The sequence below is a fragment of the Luteibacter aegosomatissinici genome, assembly GCF_023078495.1.
Lineage (GTDB): Bacteria > Pseudomonadota > Gammaproteobacteria > Xanthomonadales > Rhodanobacteraceae > Luteibacter > Luteibacter aegosomatissinici.
The window spans coordinates 620538-638363 of the sequence record NZ_CP095742.1 but is presented as its reverse complement, the minus strand read 5'-3'; the positions used below and the strand labels follow the sequence as shown (position 1 = coordinate 638363).

Here is a 17826-nt window from a genome sequence, read left to right as displayed (position 1 = left end):
TTCTTATTTGTCGCCGACCGCGATGCTTGCCGGACGCTCCATCCAGCCGCCGGTGCCGTTGGGCACCAGTTCGACCAGATCGATGCGGTCTTCCCCCACGGCCGTGACGCGACCGTACGACTGCCCCATGTACTCATTGCGATGGATCCGATGGATCACGCCGCCGGGATCCTTGACGAGCGCTTCCAGGCTGGAACCTGCACCTACCGTGCCAACCATCTTCAGGGTATCCAGGGAGAACATCTCCAGTGGCTCCTTCGGACGGTTCTCATCCGGACGGGGGCCGGTGCTGGCGGAGTTATCCATTTCGGCCGTGCTCGGGCTGAACGGATCGCGCGCAGTCTGGTCCTGGTACGCAAAGGTCTCGAAAGTACGGATCACAGGCAGCGGCGGGATCGGCTCGCCCTTTTTGTGCTTCTCTGCATCGACCCAATCGCGTAGGTCCGACTGGCCTTTCGTGCAGCCTGCCAAGGTCACGACGACCAGGCCGACCGCCAGAAGGCGGAGGTGAGAGTGACGGACGCTGGTCACTGGGCACCCCCTGCTTTGACGTTGCTCTGCTGGGCCGCGGCCTCGTCATCTTCGAGGTACCGGTAGGTCTTCACCGTTCCCTGCAACACGAGCTGCCCGGATCCGCCCCCCTTCTTGTCCTCGTCCTTGGGCTTCAGCGACACATCGTGAAGCGTCAGGATCACGACGCGGGGCAGCGAGGCGACGCCACTGATGAACGTACCGAACTGGTGGTAAGTACCCACCATGCGCAACGTGATTGGCTTCTCGGCGTAGAAGTCCTTCGGCGTTTCCGGACCTGGCTGGAACAGGTCGGACTCCAGACCTGCGGCCAGGGCTGTCTGTGAAATATCGACCAGCAGCTCCGGCATCTCAGTCTTACTAGGCAGCTGGCGCAACAACTGGCGCAGCATGTCCTGCATTTCTGCCAACTGCTGTTCGAGCGCCTCCAGATTGGCGGACTTCGCCTGCTTTTGGGAGAACTCGCTCTTCAGCGACTCCTCCTGCGACTCAGCGCCGGCCAGTTCGTCTTGCTGGGAGCTAATCTCTACATACCAGCCCACGGCCATGACGATGACAAATACCAGGCCCGTGAAGAAGATCTTAATCGACTTGGGCCAACCGCCGACGTTATTGCGGTCAAGGTTGCGCAGGTCATCCAAGAAGCTCATGGCTTGCCTCCTGCCGGAGCGGCTGCAGTCGATGGCGTTGCGGCAGGCGGAGCCGGAGCGGGCGTTGCGGCGGTAGCAGGGGGCGCCACGACGGCGGGCGCGGCGCCCGCGGCCGCTGGCATCGCCGCTGTGGAGGATGAGGCGGGGGCATCGGCGCTGGGCGTATTCAGCTTGACGTCGAGGCCGAAGGCGTACGGCATGCGTGAATCGTCGTGGGTATTTTCCGTCTTGCGAAGGTCGGCATGGCCCATCCAGGGCGATGCCTCGATGTTGCGCATGTACTCGGCCACGCTGGAGTTGGATTGAGCCACGCCATCCAGCGACATGGAGTCGCCCGACTGCTTCATGGAACCGAGGCGGGCGCTTGCCGGGATCGTCTTCACCAGTTCATCGAACAGGTGGACCATCTGCGAGCGGTTCGCCTGCAGCTGCTCGATGATCTGCTTGCGCTGGAGCAGGCCGGCGCGGACCTTTTCCAGGTCCTTGATCTTCGCGATGCGATCATCCAGCTGCTTGATCTCGCCCTGCAGGTAGGTATTGCGCTCGCCCTGGTTATCGATCCGCGCACCCATCCAGTACGACCAGCCGATCAGCACCACCAGGGCTGCCGCGAAGGCAACACCCAGCTGCATGTAGAACTCACGCTCGCGCTGCTTGCGGCGCTCTGCGCGCCAGGGAAGTAGGTTGATCCGTGCCATCAGTCGAAGCTCCGCATGGCCAGGCCGACGGCGATCATCAGTGCCGGGGCATCCTGGGCGAGGGTCTGGGCCTGGACCTTGCTGGACAGGGACATGCGAGCCAGCGGGTTGGCGACCACGCAAGGCACGCCAAGCTGCTGCTCGAGGATTTCGGTAATGCCTTCGATCGAAGCGCAACCGCCGGCCAGGACCACCTGGTCGACGCGGCTGTATTCGCTACCGGCGAAGAAGAACTGGAGCAGGCGACTGACCTGCTGGACCAGCGATTCCTTGAACGGCTCGAGGGCTTCCATCTCGTACGATTCGGGCAGGCCACCCTTGCGCTTGGCGCGACCGGCTTCTTCGTACGACAGGCCATACCGCCGCATGATCTCGTCGGTGAGCTGCTTGCCACCGAACACCTGCTCACGGGAGTAAATGGTCCGCTGGTTCTTCAGCACGGCCAGCGTCGTCATCGTGGCACCGATATCGACCACGGCCACCAGGGCATCCCTGGAGACGGCAAGCTGGTCGGCCACCATGGCGAAGGCGTTCTCCATGGCGAACGCCTCGACGTCGATCACCCTGGCGGTCAATCCGCCGAGGTCGAGCGCAGCGATCCGCATGTCAACGTTTTCGGTGCGCGAGGCGGCCAGGAGGATGTTATTCATCTCCGGGTTGTCGCGTACGGGCCCCAAAACCTCGAAATCGAGGCTAACTTCCTCGATCGGGTAAGGAATGTACTGGTTGGCCTCAACCTGGATCTGGCCCTCGAGGTCGTCCTCGGAGAGGTCGGCCGACATAGGAATGATCCGGGTGATAACCGCCGACCCCGCGACTGCCGCCGCGGCGTGCTTCACCTTGGCGCCGGAACGGGCCAGAGCGCGACGGATCGCCTCGCCGACGGCCTCGACCTCGACGATGTTCTTTTCGACGACGGCGTTGGGCGGCAACGGCTCAACGGCATAGTGTTCGACGCGATAGCGCCCACCTGCCTCGCTGAGCTGCAGCAGCTTTACTGCGGTCGAACTGATGTCGACACCGATCAACGGCGCCGCCTTGGGTGTAAAGAGCCCCACTGTGTCCCCCTTCCCCGCGCCTTGTCGGAATTTGGTCTTCGGCGCGAAGGCATTAGATCTAAAACTTAACGGATAAGCAACGGCCCGTCAGGGCCCTTATCGGCACTAATTCACAAATCCTGACGATGGGTTAGCGTCCCCCCTTCATACCGGGTCGAACCTCGCCCACCCCTTCCCGGGGGTGTCGAGGCTCTATACTCCGCCACGACCTATATGGCGGTGACCCCTCCCCTTCATGCGAATCCTCAAGCGTCTGCTGCGTTACGCGCTGTACCTGGCCCTGGCCGGCATCCTGTTCGTGGCGGGCGCCATTGGCGTCGCCTACTGGCTCCTGGCGCCCCGCCTGCCTTCCGTGGCGGTGTTGCGCGATTACCACATGCAGGTTCCCCTACGCGTCCTCAGCTCCGATGGGAAGCTGATCGCATCGTTCGGCGAGACCCGACGCATTCCCGTGCGCATCGCCGACGTGCCGGCGCGCCTCAAGAATGCTGTCTTATCGGCCGAGGATGGCGATTTCTATAGCCATCCTGGCATCGACTGGCACGGCATCGCCCGTGCGGGTATCCACGTCATCGTCTCGGGCGGGGACAAGGGGCCCGGCGGCTCCACCATTACCCAGCAGGTCGCGCGCAACTTCTTCCTCAGCCCCGAGAAGCTGTATTCGCGCAAACTGACAGAAATGTTCATCGCGCTGCGTATGGAGAACGAGCTCAGCAAGGACCAGATCCTCGAGCTCTACCTCAATAAGATGTTCCTTGGGCACCGCGCCTATGGCGTCGCCGCCGCCGCTTCGTATTACTACGGCAAGACCCTGGACCAGCTCACCGTCGCGCAGTGCGCCACGATCGCCTCGACGTTCCAGCTCCCGTCCGTGGTCAACCCGCTGAACAACCCCAAGCGAATGATCGCCCGCCGCGACTGGGTTCTCGGCCAGATGCTTTCGAACCGCTTCATCACCCAGGCCGAATACGACGAGGCGATCAAGGAACCGAACGACGCGTTCCCGCACGAACAGCAGATCGAGGTGGATGCGCCCTATCTTGCTGAGATGGTGCGCCAGCAGACGCTGGAGAAACTCGGCAACGACGCCCTGACCGAGGGCTACGTGGTGCACACCACGGTGCCGAGCGAGAGCCAGGCCGCGGCGAACGATGCACTGCGCGGGCGCCTTTCCGCGTACGACCGCCGTCATGGGTATCGTGGGCCCGAGGGCCATGAGGAGCTACCAGCGGGTGCCGGTCCCGAGGACTTCGATCGCGTTCTCGCCAGCTACACGCCGGTGGCGGGCATGATGCCAGCCATCGTCACGGCGACCGGTGCCAAGGAGGCCACGGTGTACCTCAACGAGAAGGAATCGGCGACGCTGAGCCTGGAGTCCATTACCTGGGCCCGGCCGTACGTCAATGAGGGCCGCGCGGGCGCGGCACCCACGCGCGTCGATGCCGTCCTCAAGCGCGGTGATGTCGTCCGCCTTATCCGCAGCGAGAAGGACGATATTTCTGAAGATGCCAAGGCCTCCGATACGGCGGCCACCACGACGGAAGGCAAGCCCGATTCGAACAAGGGGCCGTGGCGCCTGACCCAGATCCCGGCCGTGCAGGCTGCGCTGGTCTCCGTCGATCCCGAAGATGGCGCCGTACGCGCACTGGTCGGTGGCTTCAGCTTCGCCCGTTCCAAGTTCAACCGTGCCGTCATGGCAGCGCGCCAGCCGGGCTCCAGCTTCAAGCCCTATCTGTATTCATCCGCCTTCGAACGGGGTTTCACGCCCGCATCGATCGTGAACGACGCGCCTGTCGCCTTCCCGGATCCGAGCCGCCCGGATGGCGTCTGGACCCCTTCCAATGACGACGGCAAGTTCAGTGGCCCGATGCGCCTTCGCGAAGCGCTGGTGCAGTCCAAGAACCTGGTGTCCGTGCGCCTGCTCGATGCGATTGGCGTCCGCTACGCTCGCGATTACATGACGCGCTTCGGTTTTACGCCGGATGCGTTGCCGCAGAACCTGTCGCTTGCCCTCGGCACCGCATCGGTGTCGCCCATGAGCATGGCACGCGGGTATGCCGTATTCGCCAACGGCGGTTACCTCGTCACGCCCTACTTCATCTCGCGTATCGACGATCGCGATGGCAACCCGGTGTATGTGGCCAACCCCGAGCGCGCCTGCGCGGATTGCCAGGAACGGCTGCTCAACCCGACCCCGCCCGGGCCGCCCAATCAACCGAGCACGGCGCTGATTCCGGCGAAGCCCGCTTCCTCGGCCAGCGCCGGAATCGCCGCAACCGGCGACGCCGTGCTGCCCGCCGATGCACATGACAATGCGGCGCAAGCCCCGAAGCTCGCGCCCCACGTTATCGACGTACGCAACGACTACCTCGTGACCTCGCTGATGCAGGATGTGGTCAAGCGCGGTACCGGCTCGGCGGCAAAGGCGCTGGGCCGGGACGATATCGCCGGCAAGACCGGTTCCACGAACGATCACCGCGATGCGTGGTTCGTCGGCTTCAACGGCGATGTATCGACGGCCGTATGGGTGGGCTTCGACGACTTCAGCTCGCTGGGCAAGGGCGAATTCGGCGCCAAGGCGGCACTGCCGATCTGGATGGATTACATGGGCGCCGTACTGAAGGACAAGCCCTCGCATACGCTGGCCATGCCGCCGGGTATCGCCACCGTACAGATCGACCCTGGTTCAGGCTTGCCCTCGCCGGGCGGCATGAATGAAATCATGAAGGTGGAGGACGTCGACCGCCTCCGCGAACAGGCACAGCAGAAGCAGCAGGAGGAACAGCAGGACCACGCCTACGACATCTTCTGACGCGCGGCACGGAACAAAGCCGTGAGTCCATTGGCAACGCTTATCACTATATGGGGGTGAGTCATGGCACGAGGCGAACACCACAGGATCCATGCCCAGGACAAGACGCAGCGTAACCGTGTCCTGGTAGCCCAGGAGGCGGCACGCCTGATGAGCGAGCATGGCATTCGTGACTTCCACCACGCGAAACTGAAAGCCGCCGAACGGCTTGGCATCGTCGATACACAGGCCCTGCCCCGCAACCAGGAAATCGAGGATGCGCTGCGCGAACACCAGCGCATCTTCCACGGGGATACGCAACCGCAAGCCTTACGCGCTCGACGCGAGGCCGCCGTGGAAGCCATGCGCTTCCTGCGCAGCTTTGATTCACGACTGGTCGGCGCGGTACTGGAAGGTACTGCCGACGAACACTCCGCGGTCTGCCTGCATGTTTACAGCGACGATCCGGAGGCACCGGGCCTGTTCCTGCAGGAACAAGGCATCCCGCTTGAAACGCAGACCCGCCGTTTGCGCTGGTCGAACAGCGAGCAGAGCGAGCACCCCGTGCTCCTGTTCGGTGCCGATGGCATCCCGTTTGATATCACCGTCCTGCCACTCGATGCATTGCGCCAGGCGCCGCTGGATCGCGTCGATGAACGACCGATGCGCCGAGCAACGCGCGCGATGATCCAGGACCTGCTAGCCGAAGAAGATATCGCGGCCTTCAGCAGCTAAGGAGAAATGTAGGAGCGCAAGCGCGCTCCTGCACAGAACTCAATACCAGCGTCTCAATGAGCAGCCAAAAAAAAGCCCGCTTTCGCGGGCTTTCTTCTTTTAGCGCTTGTCGCTCGAAACGTAATCGCGAACATCCGCACCGGTGTAGATCTGGCGCGGGCGGCCGATGCGCGACCCCGGGGTTTCGTGCTGTTCGATCCAGTGCGAGATCCAGCCGGACGTGCGCGCAATGGCGAACATGACGGTGAACATCTCGGTCGGGATGCCCAGGGCCTTGTAGATGATGCCCGAGTAGAAGTCGACGTTCGGGTACAGCTTGCGCTCGACGAAGTACTCGTCCTTCAGCGCAGCCTCTTCCAGCTTCATGGCGACTTCGAGGAGCGGATCGTTCACGCCGAGCTCGTTGAGCACGTTGTGGCACGCCTCGCGGATGATCTTGGCGCGCGGATCGAAGTTCTTGTACACGCGGTGGCCGAAGCCCATGAGACGGAACGAATCGTTCTTGTCCTTGGCACGCTTGACCGCGTTCTCGACCTTGTCGGCCGTGCCGATTTCTTCGAGCTGCAGCAGCACGGCTTCGTTCGCGCCGCCGTGGGCCGGACCCCAGAGCGCGGTGATGCCGGCGGCGACCGACGCGTACGGGTTGGCACCGGTGGAGCCCACCAGGCGAACCGTCGACGTCGAGGCATTCTGCTCGTGGTCGGCGTGGAGGATGAACAGCAGGTCGAGCGCCTTGGCCACGACCGGGTTCACGTGATACGTCTCGCTCGGCACCTCGAACATGGTGTGCAGGAAGCGGGTGACGTACTCAAGGTTGTTGCGCGGGTAGCGGTTCGGCCAGCCGATCGAGTGGCGGTAGATCGCCGAAGCGATGGTCGGCATCTTCGCGATGAGGCGGATGGCGGCCAGCTTGCGGTCTTCCGGGTTCTCGACATTCAGGTTGTCGTGGTAGAACGCCGACAGCGACGCGACCGACGCAGCCAGCATGGCCATCGGGTGCGCGTTGTGGTGGAAGCCCTTCAGGAAGTCCTTCAGGTTCTCGTGCATCATCGAGTGGTGCGTGATGTCGTTCGAGAACTTCTCGAACTGCGGCTTGGACGGCAGCTCGCCGTTGAGCAGCAGGTACGAGGTTTCGAGGAAGGTGGACTTCTCAGCCAGCTGCTCGATCGGGTAGCCGCGGTACAGCAGGACACCCTTGTCGCCGTCGATGTAGGTGATGGCGCTCTTGGTGCTGGCCGTGCTGCCGTAGCCCGGGTCGTAGGTGAAGTAACCGGTGTCCTTGTACAGGGTGCCGATGTCAACGCACTCTGCACCCAGCGTGCCGCCGATGACCGGCAGTTCGCTTACGGGCTTGTTGGATTCATCGACCAATTTGACGGTTTTGGCGTCGGACACGGCGAGCTCCTCTATCACTCTTTCGGACCACGCCACCCGGGGAGGGCGGCGCTTGGGATGTGGATGAAACGAGGGCGTGGGGAAGCCCCCGTACCGGCCGCCGGCGGCGACCGAAGTTCCCCATTATCGCACATCCCCTGCTCGAACGACCGTTCGACCAAAGTGAAAGACACGCACGCAAAAAGACACGGGGCAAGCCATGGGCTCGCCCCGTGTCCGTCTATCCTCGCGAAACGCCACCCCGCAGGCGGCGCGCGGATCGCTTACGGCTTACTTCTTGCCGTAGCGCTGGCGGAACTTGTCGACGCGGCCGCCCACGTCGAGGGTCTTCTGCTTACCCGTGTAGAACGGGTGCGAGTGGCTGGTGATATCCAGCTTGATGACCGGGTATTCGTTACCGTCTTCCCACTTCACGGTTTCCTTCGAGGACATGGTCGAGCGCGTCAGGAACGCGAAATCCGACGACAGGTCCTGGAAAACGACCGGCTGGTACTTCGGGTGGATGTTCTCTTTCATGATCGTGACTTCTTGAATGGCGGGGTGAAAAGAGCGGCATTGTAGCCGGGGGCTGGTCACTTAGCAACCAACCCCCAGCCAGCACCGCCCCCCGGTCAGGCCGGGTTGCCTAGGGCGTTCGCGATCAGCTGGCCGAACCGGGCCTGGTCCACGTCGAGGACGATGCGGGCGTTCGGGCGGCCGCCCAGGCGCTTGTGCCAGTCGACGACGGTGGCGCCGCGGGTCAGCCGGCCATCGAGCTCAACCGCCACATGGCGGGTCTCGGCGCGGGTGATCATGCCCGGATCCAGTGCCACGGCCATGGCCAGCGCATCGGCCACGATGAAACCCGTGCGCTCGTGCTCGGCATTGAAGCGGCGCGCCGTGGCGAACACGTCATGGAAGAAGGCGGCACGCTTGTCGCCCTTGGCCACCCAGCCTTCATAGATGTCATCAGGGAACGCGTGGCGAACCGTCGCCTCCCAGTCGACGAGGTCAAACATCTCGAAAGCCTCGAACACCACGTGCGCGGCTTCCGGATCGAACCCGATGTTGAACTCGGCGGGTACCTTGCCGGTGTTGCCGTGGCCCGTGACCGCCCCGCCCATGATGACCAGGCGCTTCACGCGCTGCGGGAACGACGGATCCAGCCGAACAGCCAGGGCGAGGTTGGTCAGGGGCCCGAGCGCCACCAGGGTCAACTCGCCCGGACGCTCGTTCGTGAGGCGGATGAGCGCCAGCGCGGCATGCTCGGCCTCGGCTTTGTGCTTTGGCTCGGGGAAGCCCACGTCACCGAAACCATCTTCGCCATGGACAAAGGCGGCATCTTCTTCGGGGGCTCGCACCAGGGGCGACGGGCACCCCGCGAATACCGGGGTCGTCGCCCCGACCAGATCCACCAGCGTGCGCGCATTGCGCACCGTGTGCTTCAGGCCGACATTGCCGGCGGCCACCGTCAGGGCGGCCACGTCGGTATGCGCATGCGCCATGAGGATGGCGAGGGCGTCATCCACGCCCGGGTCGGTATCGATCAGCAGCGGCAGTCGTGTCATCTTGCGGTTGCATCCATGGATGGCCGGACAGCATAGCGCCGCTTCGTGCGTTCAGACAGCCTTGGCTTCCACGGCAGCGCCCGCACCGAAATCGAAGCCCAGCTCGCCGATGACCCGCTCCACGGCAGCGCACAGCGCTTCCAGCTGTGCCGTGCGTGCCGCTACGCGCGGACGCAGGTCCAGCGTGCAGGTAAGGCCCATCTGCAAAAGGTCGGCATGGGCGACATGCAGGGTATCCGCCTGGGCCTGCGTAAACAGGCCCGCCGCACGGATTTCGTCGATGAGCACGCTGTTGGCCGTGGTCTCCAGAATGCCCGGGTATTCGGCCGCATGCGCCAGCACCAGGCCCTGCAGCACGAACTCGATATCGATGAGCGCTCCCCTGCCCTGCTTGAGGTCGATGTGGGCCGCATCGGAGCGATCACGCTCCGCGCGCCAGCGTGCACGCATCGCACCTACTTCGGCGAGCACGCGCGCCTTGTCGCGAACCGTAGCGAGGATATCCCTGCGCACGGCTTCGAGCATGGCGCCAACTGCTGCATCACCCGCGACAAAACGCGCGCGCTGCAGCGCCTGGTGTTCCCAGGTCCACGCACGATCGCGCTGGTAAGCCTCGAAGGCATCGACGCTCGCCACGAGCAAACCCTTCGAACCATCCGGGCGCAGGCGCGTATCCACATCGTAAAGACTGCCCGCGTGCGTTTGCGCACCAAGCCAGTGCATCACGCGTTGCGCCAGGCGCTGGTACCACCGCGTTCCGTCCACCGGCCGCGCACCATCGCTCATGGCGTTGGCACGCTTGCCATCATAGACGAACACAAGATCCAGATCCGACGCGAAACCAAGCTCTTCGCCACCGAGGCTGCCGTAGCCGAGCACCGCGAAGCCGATCCCATTTCCTGGGATACGACCATGCTGCGCAGTCATCTCGCGTACGGCAAGCGCAAGCACGGCACCGATAACCGCTTCAGCCAGCCCCGCAAGGCGGCGCGCTGTCGCTGGCGCATCCGCACGGCCATCGCTGAACGCGAGGCCCAGCCGGAACGCGATGCTGGAGCGAAATTCATTTATGCGCTCGAGTTCGCGCTCGGCATCGCGTTCATCGAGCGTACCTAGCGAACGAACGATCTCGGCCGCGATATCCGCACGCTTCAACGGCAACTGGTCAATGCGGGGGTCAAGCACGTCATCGAGCAACAGTGGCTGCGCGATAACGCGCTCGGCGAGAAACGCACTTTCGGCGAACACGCTGGCCACGCGTCGACGCGCGCTCGGCTGCTCGTCGAGCAAGGCAAGGTAAGACGAACGGCGCGCGACCGCCTGCACCAGGCGGACCATGCGCAAGAGGCTTGGAACAGGTGACGCGCTCGCGCGCGCCGCGGCAATGAGCTGCGGCATCAGCCGCTCGAGGCGCTCGCCCGAGCGGGCGGACATGGAGCGCACGGACGCTGCGCGGGGCAGCTTGCCAAGCTCGTCCGCGGCCTCATGCCCGGGCACAAAGCCCGAGGCAGCCATGGTTTCCGCGGTAAGGGTTTCGTCGCGTGCCGCCTGCCACAGCTCGACGTCCGCTGCAGGCGCACTTGCCGTCTGCCCGGCCTGCGGAACCAACACCGCGGCGAACTCCGCGGATACCGCCGTACGGTGCCTGCCAAGATCAACCGCCAGCGCATCCCACGAGGCGTAATCGAGTCCGAGCGCGAGGCGCTCGCGCGATAAAGCATCGTCGGGAATATCGTGCGTCTGCGCGTCACGCAGCATCTGCACGCGATTTTCCAGTCGACGAAGGAAAACATAGGCATCGCGAAGCAGCTTCGCACGCGCCTTGGGAATGTAGCCACGTGATTCGCATGCGCGCAGGGCCGGCAACAGGCCGCGCACACGCAGGGCGGGGTCGCGCCCTCCGCGGATCATCTGCGTGAGCTGCACCACGAACTCGATCTCGCGGATGCCACCCGGGCCAAGCTTGAGGTTCCCCGCCAGGTCCTTGCGCGCCACCTCCGCATCGATCAGCGCCTTCATCTCGCGCAAGCCCGCGAACGCCGTGTAATCCAGGTAGCGGCGGTAGACGAAGGGGCGCAGCATATCCTGCAATTCACGGCCTGCCGTGCGGTCACCCGCGACGGGACGCGCCTTGATCCATGCGTAGCGCTCCCAGTCGCGGCCTTCGCGCTGGTAGTACTGCTCCATGGCGGCGAAAGGCAGCGCGAGGCGGCCCGCATTGCCGAAGGGACGCAGACGCAAATCTACGCGCGCGCAGATGCCATCAACCGTCGGCTCCGCCAGCAACCGTACCAGCTGGCGTCCTTCGCGCACGAAGTATTCGCCGTTATCGAGCGGCCGCGATCCATCGGTCTCGCCGCCCGAGGAATACGCCAGTACCAGGTCGATATCGGAAGAGAAATTCAGTTCGTTGCCACCGAGCTTGCCGAAGCCAAGCACCACCATGCGCTGCTCTTTCCCGGCCGCATCACGAGGCATGCCGTAGCGCGCGTGCATGGCGTTCTCCGACCAGCGCAATGCCACCGCCAGCAACGTTTCGTACAGGGCGCTGGTGGAGGACAGCGTTTCGTCGATGTCATCGAGGCCGTTGACATCGCGGAACACGAGGCGAACGGCCTCTGCATGGCGAAAGCGGCGCAGCACCGTCATGCAACGCTCTTCGTCCGCGGGCAGCTCAAGGGTCGCCCCACGCGTCGAGGCATCGGTGTTCGCACGCAACCGCTCAAGACCCGCCGGCGCGAGCAACTCCGGCTGGCGACGCAGGACGTCGTAGGCGAAGTCGGATGCCAGCAAGGTGCGGCGCACGCGCTCAGCCACGCCGGCATCATCGTGAAGAGGAATCCGGGCGGCTCGGCATGCGGCCATAACATCCGCGTAACGCTGATCGATCAGGGCACGGAGGTCGGCGCTTTCGCGCGGGGTGGCGTTGGAATCATTCATTGGGCAGTCATTGTGCCTGACTCCGGCGTAAGCGCGCTGCGACGCCCTTTGCAGACAATTCCGGCAGAAGCGTACGAAAAATCGTATGCAAAAGAGGGGTTTTCCCTGACAACCGGTTCATGTCCGCTTCGTTACAGTTCGTGTCCCCTCGCGACAGGGGCGTGACATGAGGGATTTTATGAAAGGTAATTCAACGGGTTGGCGCGAGACCCTGGGCCGGATCATCCTCCCGGTGAGCCTGGCGCTGGCGTTCGTGCTTTATACCGGCTTCCTTGATGGCAACCCCGGCGTGGCCACGTCCGAGTGGGCGGAGCGACCCTGGCACCTGTTCGCCAATGCGTTTCCCGGCCTGCTCTGCGCCACCCTGCTGCTCGTGCTTACCCGCCGGGCGGTCCTGTCATTCGCGCTCGCGTTCCTGGCCCAGGGCATCGTGCTGGCGGTAAGCGCCATCAAGATGAAGAACCTCGGCTCACCCCTTTTGCCGGCTGACTTCCGCATGGTGGGCCAACTCAAGAACGGCGGCCTGCATTTGCTGGGCGGCTACTTGCCCGCCAACCCTCTCCCCTATCTCGCGATCGCCATCACCATCGCCCTGATCGTGGCGCTCGCCCGCTACGAGCCGCCACTGTTCGCGCGCCGCACGCATGGGCGCCGCCTTGTCAGCGGCGTGGCGCTGGTTGCATTGATGGCGACATTGTTTGCGGGCATGCCCGCGTGGTCGCACATGTACGACAAGGACCGCCTGGGCATGCAGCCCTGGTCTGCGTCTGCCAACGCCGGCTACAACGGCGTGGTCACCACACTCATGCAGTTCCGCCTGCAGAACGCGGGCAAGCAGACGAAGCCGGATCCGGCCGAGGCCAACCGTTTCATCAGCGCCAGCGACGCGAGCCTGCGCCAACACATGGCGCGGGCCGCAACGAATACGCGCCAGACGCCCGATATCGTGGTGATCCAGAGTGAGTCGTTCTTCGATCCCTCGGTTATCAAAGGGCTGGAGCATGCCGATCTCGCACCGAACCTGCACCGGCTTGCCGAACACGCCAGCTCGGGCCAGCTGCACGTACCGACCTACGGTGGCGGCACCATCCGCACCGAATTCGAAGTGTTGACGGGCTTGTCCCTGCGCTACTTCCCCACCATGCAGTTCCCTTATCTGCAGATGCATGCGAGCGTCATGCCTGGCATGGTGCGCGCGCTGCGCTCACACGGCTATGAAACCATCGCCGTGCACGGTAACGACCCCGGCTTCTGGAACCGCACCTCCGCATTCCGTTCGCTTGGCTTTGATCGCTTCATATCGCAGAAGGATTTCCCGGCAGGCGCGACGAAGAACGGCGAATACATGCCCGACAGCGCCATGACCGACGAAATCATGTCGCAACTGAGGAACGATGGCCCACCGCGCTTTGTCTTTGCGATCAGCATGGAAGCGCATGGCCCGTACGATAAGTCGACGATCGCCGATACGGCCGAGCGCAATGCCATTCCCGTGCCCGAGGGCATCAGCGATGATGCGAAGCTGCAGCTGCGCAACTACATCTATCATATGCGCCACGCCGATGCGGAACTGGGCCGCCTGGCTGACCTGCTCAAGCATCGTGAACGCCCGACGTTGCTGCTCTTCTACGGCGACCACCTGCCGGCCCTTACCGAGACGTATGCGAAGGCAGGCTTCGCTAACGGCAGCGACATGCTCACGCAAACCGTGCCTTATATCCTGATCGATGCGCATGGTGACGGCCCCGCACCGCGCAATGGCGATCTCGCCGCGTGGATGCTTCCCGGCCGACTAATGGAAGATGCGGGCATTCACGACGATGCGTATTTCGCACTCACGCAGCTGGTTGCGACGCCGAAGCTGGCCGCACTGACGCATGCACCGGATGCGCCCGCGGCCCCCGAGGATAGCCAGCTGAAGTACACCGACGTCTCCATGGGCAACGTCGCGATGCTGAGGATCAAACGGAAACTTGATCCGTTGGTCGCGCAGTTCACGACGCCCGATCCAGCGCTCGTTGCACGCCAGGCAGGCTCCGCAGAAGAAGATGCCGCTGCGGGCGCAGGCCAGTAGCGCACAGGCGGCAGGAACGCCGCTAACGCCACACGCGTCACAGTTCTCGCGAGAACACGCCACTAGCCTTCGTTCTTCCACTCGCTAACCGGGTGGCGGAACGGGGGCGCGTGCTGGCCGGGGTCGGCTGGCACTTCATGGACTCTACCCATCAAGGCAGGAGTCACACGCATGAAGAGATTCGCTTCACTGGGCAAGGCCACGGCACGTGTCGGCGCCATCGTTGCCATGCTCGTCTTCGCCGCAGCCGTGCAGGCTGCCGACCAGCGCGCCAGCGCTCCCACGCCCGAACTCACGCGAGTCGGGAGCATGTCCACGCAAGCGAAGCCATCGGGCGTGCCCGATGATTACGTCGTAACGCCCAACGGGTACTTCTCGCCCGATTGCGTCGCAACGATTCACCAGGGGGACGAATTGCAGGCCAGCGGCTTGATCCGTCGTGCCTCGGGCGTGAGCGAGAAAGCGCCTGCCTGCGGCAAAGCAAACTTCTCGCTGCAGGGCGAACGCATTGAGCCGAATGGACGGCGCAGCCTCACGGCCACACCGCCGCCGGAGCAAAGCGGTTGGGTGCAGGCAGCGAATTACTCGAGCTCAAAGCCCATTGGTCGCATCGTCGCGACCTGGACCGTACCAACGGCGCCGTCGACGAAGGACGACCAGGTGATCTATTTCTTCCCGGGCCTCGAACAGCTTCCCACCGTGCAATCGATCCTTCAGCCGGTGCTCGGCTGGAATGGGTACGGCGACAAGGCCTGGACACTCGCCAGCTGGAATTGCTGCGTCGATGGCACGACGTTCCACAGCGATCCTGTTGCGGCGAAAGCAGGCGATGTCGTTGTGGGCGACACCTATTCGACCTGCGCCGCTGGGCAGGCGTGTTCGACCTGGAAGATCGATTCGCGGAATACGACGACCGGCCAGACCAGCTCGCTGACGACGAACCCGTACGCCGACCTCACGTGGGTCTTCGGAGGGGTCCTGGAGGTCTACAACGTATCGACCTGCGGAGAGTATCCCGGCGGACCCATCACCTTCCGCAATATCCAGGTGTACGACCGCAACAATACGCGGGTTTCGAACCCGCCGTGGCAGGGGAGCGATACGTCCGGCATCGACCCGCAGTGCAATTACGGGCTTAGCACGACGGCGACATCGGCGACGATTTCTTACTGAGGCCGATCGCGCAGGTGCGCTCCCGCGGATGCCTGCGGTCAACAAAAAAAGCCCCGCTTTCGCGGGGCTTTTTTCGTAAAGCGAACAGGTAAACCAGGACTTAGAAGTCCATGCCACCCATGCCGCCCATGCCACCCGGGGCACCGTGGCCAGCGCCGTCGTCCTTCTTCGGCACTTCGGTCACGGCGGCTTCGGTGGTGATGATCGAACCGGCGACCGAGGCAGCGAACTGCAGGGCCGAACGGGTGACCTTGGTCGGATCCAGGATGCCGAAGGCGATCATGTCACCGAACTCACCATTGGCAGCGTTGTAACCGAAGTTACCGTTGCCTTCCTTCACCTTGTTCACCACGACCGAGGCTTCTTCGCCGGCGTTCGTGACGATGGCGCGCAGCGGGGCTTCCAGCGTGCGACGGGTGATGGCGATGCCGAGGTCCTGGTCCTGGTTGGCACCCTTCAGGCCTTCGAGGGCCTTGAGCGCACGGATCAGGGCGACGCCGCCGCCCGGGACCACGCCTTCTTCGACGGCTGCGCGCGTGGCGTGCAGGGCGTCTTCGACGCGGGCCTTCTTTTCCTTCATTTCGACTTCGGTAGCGGCACCGACCTTGATGACAGCAACGCCGCCGGCCAGCTTGGCCACGCGCTCCTGCAGCTTCTCACGGTCGTAATCCGACGAGGTCTCTTCGATCTGCGCCTTGATCTGGCCGATGCGGGCCTGGATCTTCTCGCCTTCGCCGGCACCATCGATGATCGTGGTGTTTTCCTTGGTGATGACGACGCGCTTGGCGCGGCCCAGATCGTTGATCGTGGCCTTGTCGAGCTGCAGGCCCACTTCCTCGGAGATGACGACGCCGTTGGTCAGCGTGGCGATATCTTCCAGGATGGCCTTGCGGCGATCACCGAAGCCCGGCGCCTTGACGGCGGCGACCTTGACGATGCCACGGATGGTGTTGACGACGAGGGTAGCGAGGGCTTCGCCTTCCACTTCTTCAGCCACGATCAGCAGCGGCTTGCCGGCCTTCGCGACGGCTTCGAGCGCCGGGAGGAGTTCGCGGACGTTCGAGATCTTCTTGTCGTGGATGAGGATGAACGGGTCGTCCAGTTCAACCTGCTGCGACTGCTGGTTGTTGATGAAGTACGGCGACAGGTAGCCGCGATCGAACTGCATGCCTTCGACGACGTCGAGTTCGTTCTCGAGGCCCGAGCCTTCTTCGACCGTGATCACGCCTTCCTTGCCGACCTTCTTCATCGCGGTAGCGATGATGTCGCCGATGTTGGCATCGGAGTTGGCCGAGATGGTGCCGACCTGGGCAATGGCCTTGTCGTCAGCGGTGGGCTTCGACAGCGACTTCAGCTCGCCGACGGCGGCCACGACGGCCTGGTCGATACCGCGCTTGAGGTCCATCGGGTTGATGCCGGCGGCGACGGCCTTGAGGCCTTCCTGGATGAACGCCTGGGCGAGGACGGTGGCCGTCGTGGTGCCGTCACCGGCCACGTCGGAGGTCTTCGAGGCGGCTTCCTTCACGATCTGGGCGCCGATGTTCTCGTACTTGTCAGCCAGTTCGATTTCCTTGGCGACCGAGACACCGTCCTTCGTGACGGTCGGGGTGCCGAAGCTCTTCTCGAGCACGACGTTGCGGCCCTTCGGGCCCAGGGTGACCTTGACGGCATTGGCGAGGGTGTTCACACCCTTCAGCATGCGGGCGCGGACGTCTTCGCCGAAGCGAACTTCTTTCGATGCCATGGGAAAAATCCTTAGGTAAAGAGTAAATAGATAAGCGGAAGCAGGGGCGGGGTGCGAAAACGGAGCGTCGGCAGCTAACTACTGACGCGTCACGCTTTACCCTTCGATAACCGCCACGATGTCGTCTTCCTTCAGGAAGACCAGCTCTTCGCCGTCGATCTTGATTTCCTGGCCGGCGTACTTGCCGAACAGGACGGTGTCACCTTCCTTCACCGACATCGGACGGACCTTGCCGTCTTCCTGGATGCGGCCGTTACCGGCGGCGATGACCTTGCCGCGGGTGGGCTTTTCGGTGGCGCTATCCGGAATGACGATACCGCCGGCGGAGACGCGCTCCTCTTCCAGACGCTTGACGATGACGCGATCGTGCAACGGGCGCAGCTTGCTCATGGTAACTCCAAGCAGGTGGTTGATATGAATAAGAAAATGGCCACCCCGTTAGCACTTGGCCAGGGTGAGTGCCAGAATTCTAGCCAAAGCACGCCCTCAA

General features: G+C 63.7%; 14 protein-coding genes. 4 read left to right on the top strand and 10 right to left on the bottom strand.

What is annotated here, in order from left to right:
* Nucleotides 1-3: 3 nt before the first annotated feature.
* The 4 genes from L2Y97_RS02830 to L2Y97_RS02815 are packed head-to-tail and all read right to left on the bottom strand — an operon-like array spanning nucleotide 4 to nucleotide 2937.
* Nucleotides 4-531 (bottom strand): pilus assembly protein PilP, encoded by a 528-nt coding sequence (locus L2Y97_RS02830; RefSeq protein ID WP_247432711.1) that lies wholly within the window; start codon nucleotides 529-531, stop codon nucleotides 4-6.
* Nucleotides 528-1181, bottom strand: a complete 654-nt coding sequence (locus L2Y97_RS02825) for a type IV pilus inner membrane component PilO (protein ID WP_247432709.1) — start codon at nucleotides 1179-1181, stop codon at nucleotides 528-530. The genes L2Y97_RS02830 and L2Y97_RS02825 overlap by 4 nt, the downstream gene beginning before the upstream one ends.
* Nucleotides 1178-1879 carry a PilN domain-containing protein gene (locus L2Y97_RS02820; protein ID WP_247432708.1) on the bottom strand — a complete coding sequence of 234 codons (702 nt, stop codon included), beginning with the start codon at nucleotides 1877-1879 and terminating at the stop codon, nucleotides 1178-1180. The genes L2Y97_RS02825 and L2Y97_RS02820 overlap by 4 nt, the downstream gene beginning before the upstream one ends.
* Nucleotides 1879-2937, bottom strand: coding sequence for a pilus assembly protein PilM (locus tag L2Y97_RS02815; RefSeq protein ID WP_247432706.1), 1059 nt, complete (start codon nucleotides 2935-2937; stop codon nucleotides 1879-1881). Before L2Y97_RS02815 ends, L2Y97_RS02820 begins: the two co-directional genes overlap by 1 nt.
* A 235-nt stretch (nucleotides 2938-3172) precedes the next feature.
* On the opposite strand from L2Y97_RS02815, the gene L2Y97_RS02810 reads away from it, so the two are divergent.
* Together L2Y97_RS02810 and L2Y97_RS02805 are read left to right on the top strand one after the other, a co-directional pair.
* Nucleotides 3173-5749, top strand: a complete 2577-nt coding sequence (locus tag L2Y97_RS02810; protein WP_247432704.1) for a penicillin-binding protein 1A — start codon at nucleotides 3173-3175, stop codon at nucleotides 5747-5749.
* A gap of 63 nt (nucleotides 5750-5812) precedes the next feature.
* Complete coding sequence (locus tag L2Y97_RS02805; protein WP_247432702.1) at nucleotides 5813-6463, top strand: hypothetical protein; 651 nt, start codon at nucleotides 5813-5815, stop codon at nucleotides 6461-6463.
* 99 nt (nucleotides 6464-6562) lie between these two features.
* On the opposite strand, the gene L2Y97_RS02800 is transcribed toward L2Y97_RS02805, so the two are convergent.
* The 4 genes from L2Y97_RS02800 to glnE all read right to left on the bottom strand — a co-directional run bounded on the left by L2Y97_RS02800 (nucleotide 6563) and on the right by glnE (nucleotide 12345).
* Nucleotides 6563-7858, bottom strand: a complete 1296-nt coding sequence (locus L2Y97_RS02800; RefSeq protein WP_247432700.1) for a citrate synthase — start codon at nucleotides 7856-7858, stop codon at nucleotides 6563-6565.
* A gap of 270 nt (nucleotides 7859-8128) precedes the next feature.
* A complete protein-coding gene (locus L2Y97_RS02795) occupies nucleotides 8129-8374 on the bottom strand; it encodes a type B 50S ribosomal protein L31 (RefSeq protein ID WP_045827588.1) in 246 nt (81 codons plus the stop codon).
* Between the two features lie 95 nt (nucleotides 8375-8469).
* Nucleotides 8470-9405, bottom strand: coding sequence for a nucleoside hydrolase (locus tag L2Y97_RS02790; RefSeq protein ID WP_247432698.1), 936 nt, complete (start codon nucleotides 9403-9405; stop codon nucleotides 8470-8472).
* A 51-nt stretch (nucleotides 9406-9456) separates the two neighbouring features.
* Nucleotides 9457-12345, bottom strand: coding sequence for a bifunctional [glutamate--ammonia ligase]-adenylyl-L-tyrosine phosphorylase/[glutamate--ammonia-ligase] adenylyltransferase (glnE, locus tag L2Y97_RS02785; RefSeq protein ID WP_247432695.1), 2889 nt, complete (start codon nucleotides 12343-12345; stop codon nucleotides 9457-9459).
* Nucleotides 12346-12523: 178 nt separating this feature from the next.
* Between glnE and L2Y97_RS02780 the strand changes: the two genes are divergently transcribed.
* Both L2Y97_RS02780 and L2Y97_RS02775 read left to right on the top strand, forming a co-directional pair.
* Nucleotides 12524-14419 carry an LTA synthase family protein gene (locus L2Y97_RS02780; protein WP_247432693.1) on the top strand — a complete coding sequence of 632 codons (1896 nt, stop codon included), beginning with the start codon at nucleotides 12524-12526 and terminating at the stop codon, nucleotides 14417-14419.
* A gap of 171 nt (nucleotides 14420-14590) precedes the next feature.
* On the top strand, nucleotides 14591-15592 hold the full coding sequence (locus L2Y97_RS02775; RefSeq protein WP_247432691.1) for a hypothetical protein: 1002 nt from the start codon (nucleotides 14591-14593) through the stop codon (nucleotides 15590-15592).
* 100 nt (nucleotides 15593-15692) lie between these two features.
* Here the strand turns inward: L2Y97_RS02775 and groL are convergent, their stop codons facing one another.
* Complete coding sequence (groL, locus tag L2Y97_RS02770) at nucleotides 15693-17336, bottom strand: chaperonin GroEL (protein ID WP_247432688.1); 1644 nt, start codon at nucleotides 17334-17336, stop codon at nucleotides 15693-15695.
* Between the two features lie 96 nt (nucleotides 17337-17432).
* The gene (gene groES / locus L2Y97_RS02765; protein ID WP_139979471.1) at nucleotides 17433-17726 is read right to left on the bottom strand and encodes a co-chaperone GroES; all 294 of its coding nucleotides are present in this window, start codon (nucleotides 17724-17726) and stop codon (nucleotides 17433-17435) included.
* Between the last annotated feature and the right edge of the window lie 100 nt (nucleotides 17727-17826).

Bases quoted from the DNA above. Each gene is read 5' to 3' on its own strand.
- L2Y97_RS02825 (WP_247432709.1), bottom strand. From the start codon at position 1,181: ATGAGCTTCTTGGATGACCTGCGCAACCTTGACCGCAATAACGTCGGC.
- L2Y97_RS02820 (WP_247432708.1), bottom strand. From the start codon at position 1,879: ATGGCACGGATCAACCTACTTCCCTGGCGCGCAGAGCGCCGCAAGCAG.
- L2Y97_RS02810 (WP_247432704.1), top strand. From the start codon at position 3,173: ATGCGAATCCTCAAGCGTCTGCTGCGTTACGCGCTGTACCTGGCCCTG.
- L2Y97_RS02805 (WP_247432702.1), top strand. From the start codon at position 5,813: ATGGCACGAGGCGAACACCACAGGATCCATGCCCAGGACAAGACGCAG.
- L2Y97_RS02795 (WP_045827588.1), bottom strand. From the start codon at position 8,374: ATGAAAGAGAACATCCACCCGAAGTACCAGCCGGTCGTTTTCCAGGAC.
- L2Y97_RS02790 (WP_247432698.1), bottom strand. From the start codon at position 9,405: ATGACACGACTGCCGCTGCTGATCGATACCGACCCGGGCGTGGATGAC.
- glnE (WP_247432695.1), bottom strand. From the start codon at position 12,345: ATGAATGATTCCAACGCCACCCCGCGCGAAAGCGCCGACCTCCGTGCC.
- L2Y97_RS02780 (WP_247432693.1), top strand. From the start codon at position 12,524: ATGAAAGGTAATTCAACGGGTTGGCGCGAGACCCTGGGCCGGATCATC.
- L2Y97_RS02775 (WP_247432691.1), top strand. From the start codon at position 14,591: ATGAAGAGATTCGCTTCACTGGGCAAGGCCACGGCACGTGTCGGCGCC.
- groL (WP_247432688.1), bottom strand. From the start codon at position 17,336: ATGGCATCGAAAGAAGTTCGCTTCGGCGAAGACGTCCGCGCCCGCATG.
- groES (WP_139979471.1), bottom strand. From the start codon at position 17,726: ATGAGCAAGCTGCGCCCGTTGCACGATCGCGTCATCGTCAAGCGTCTG.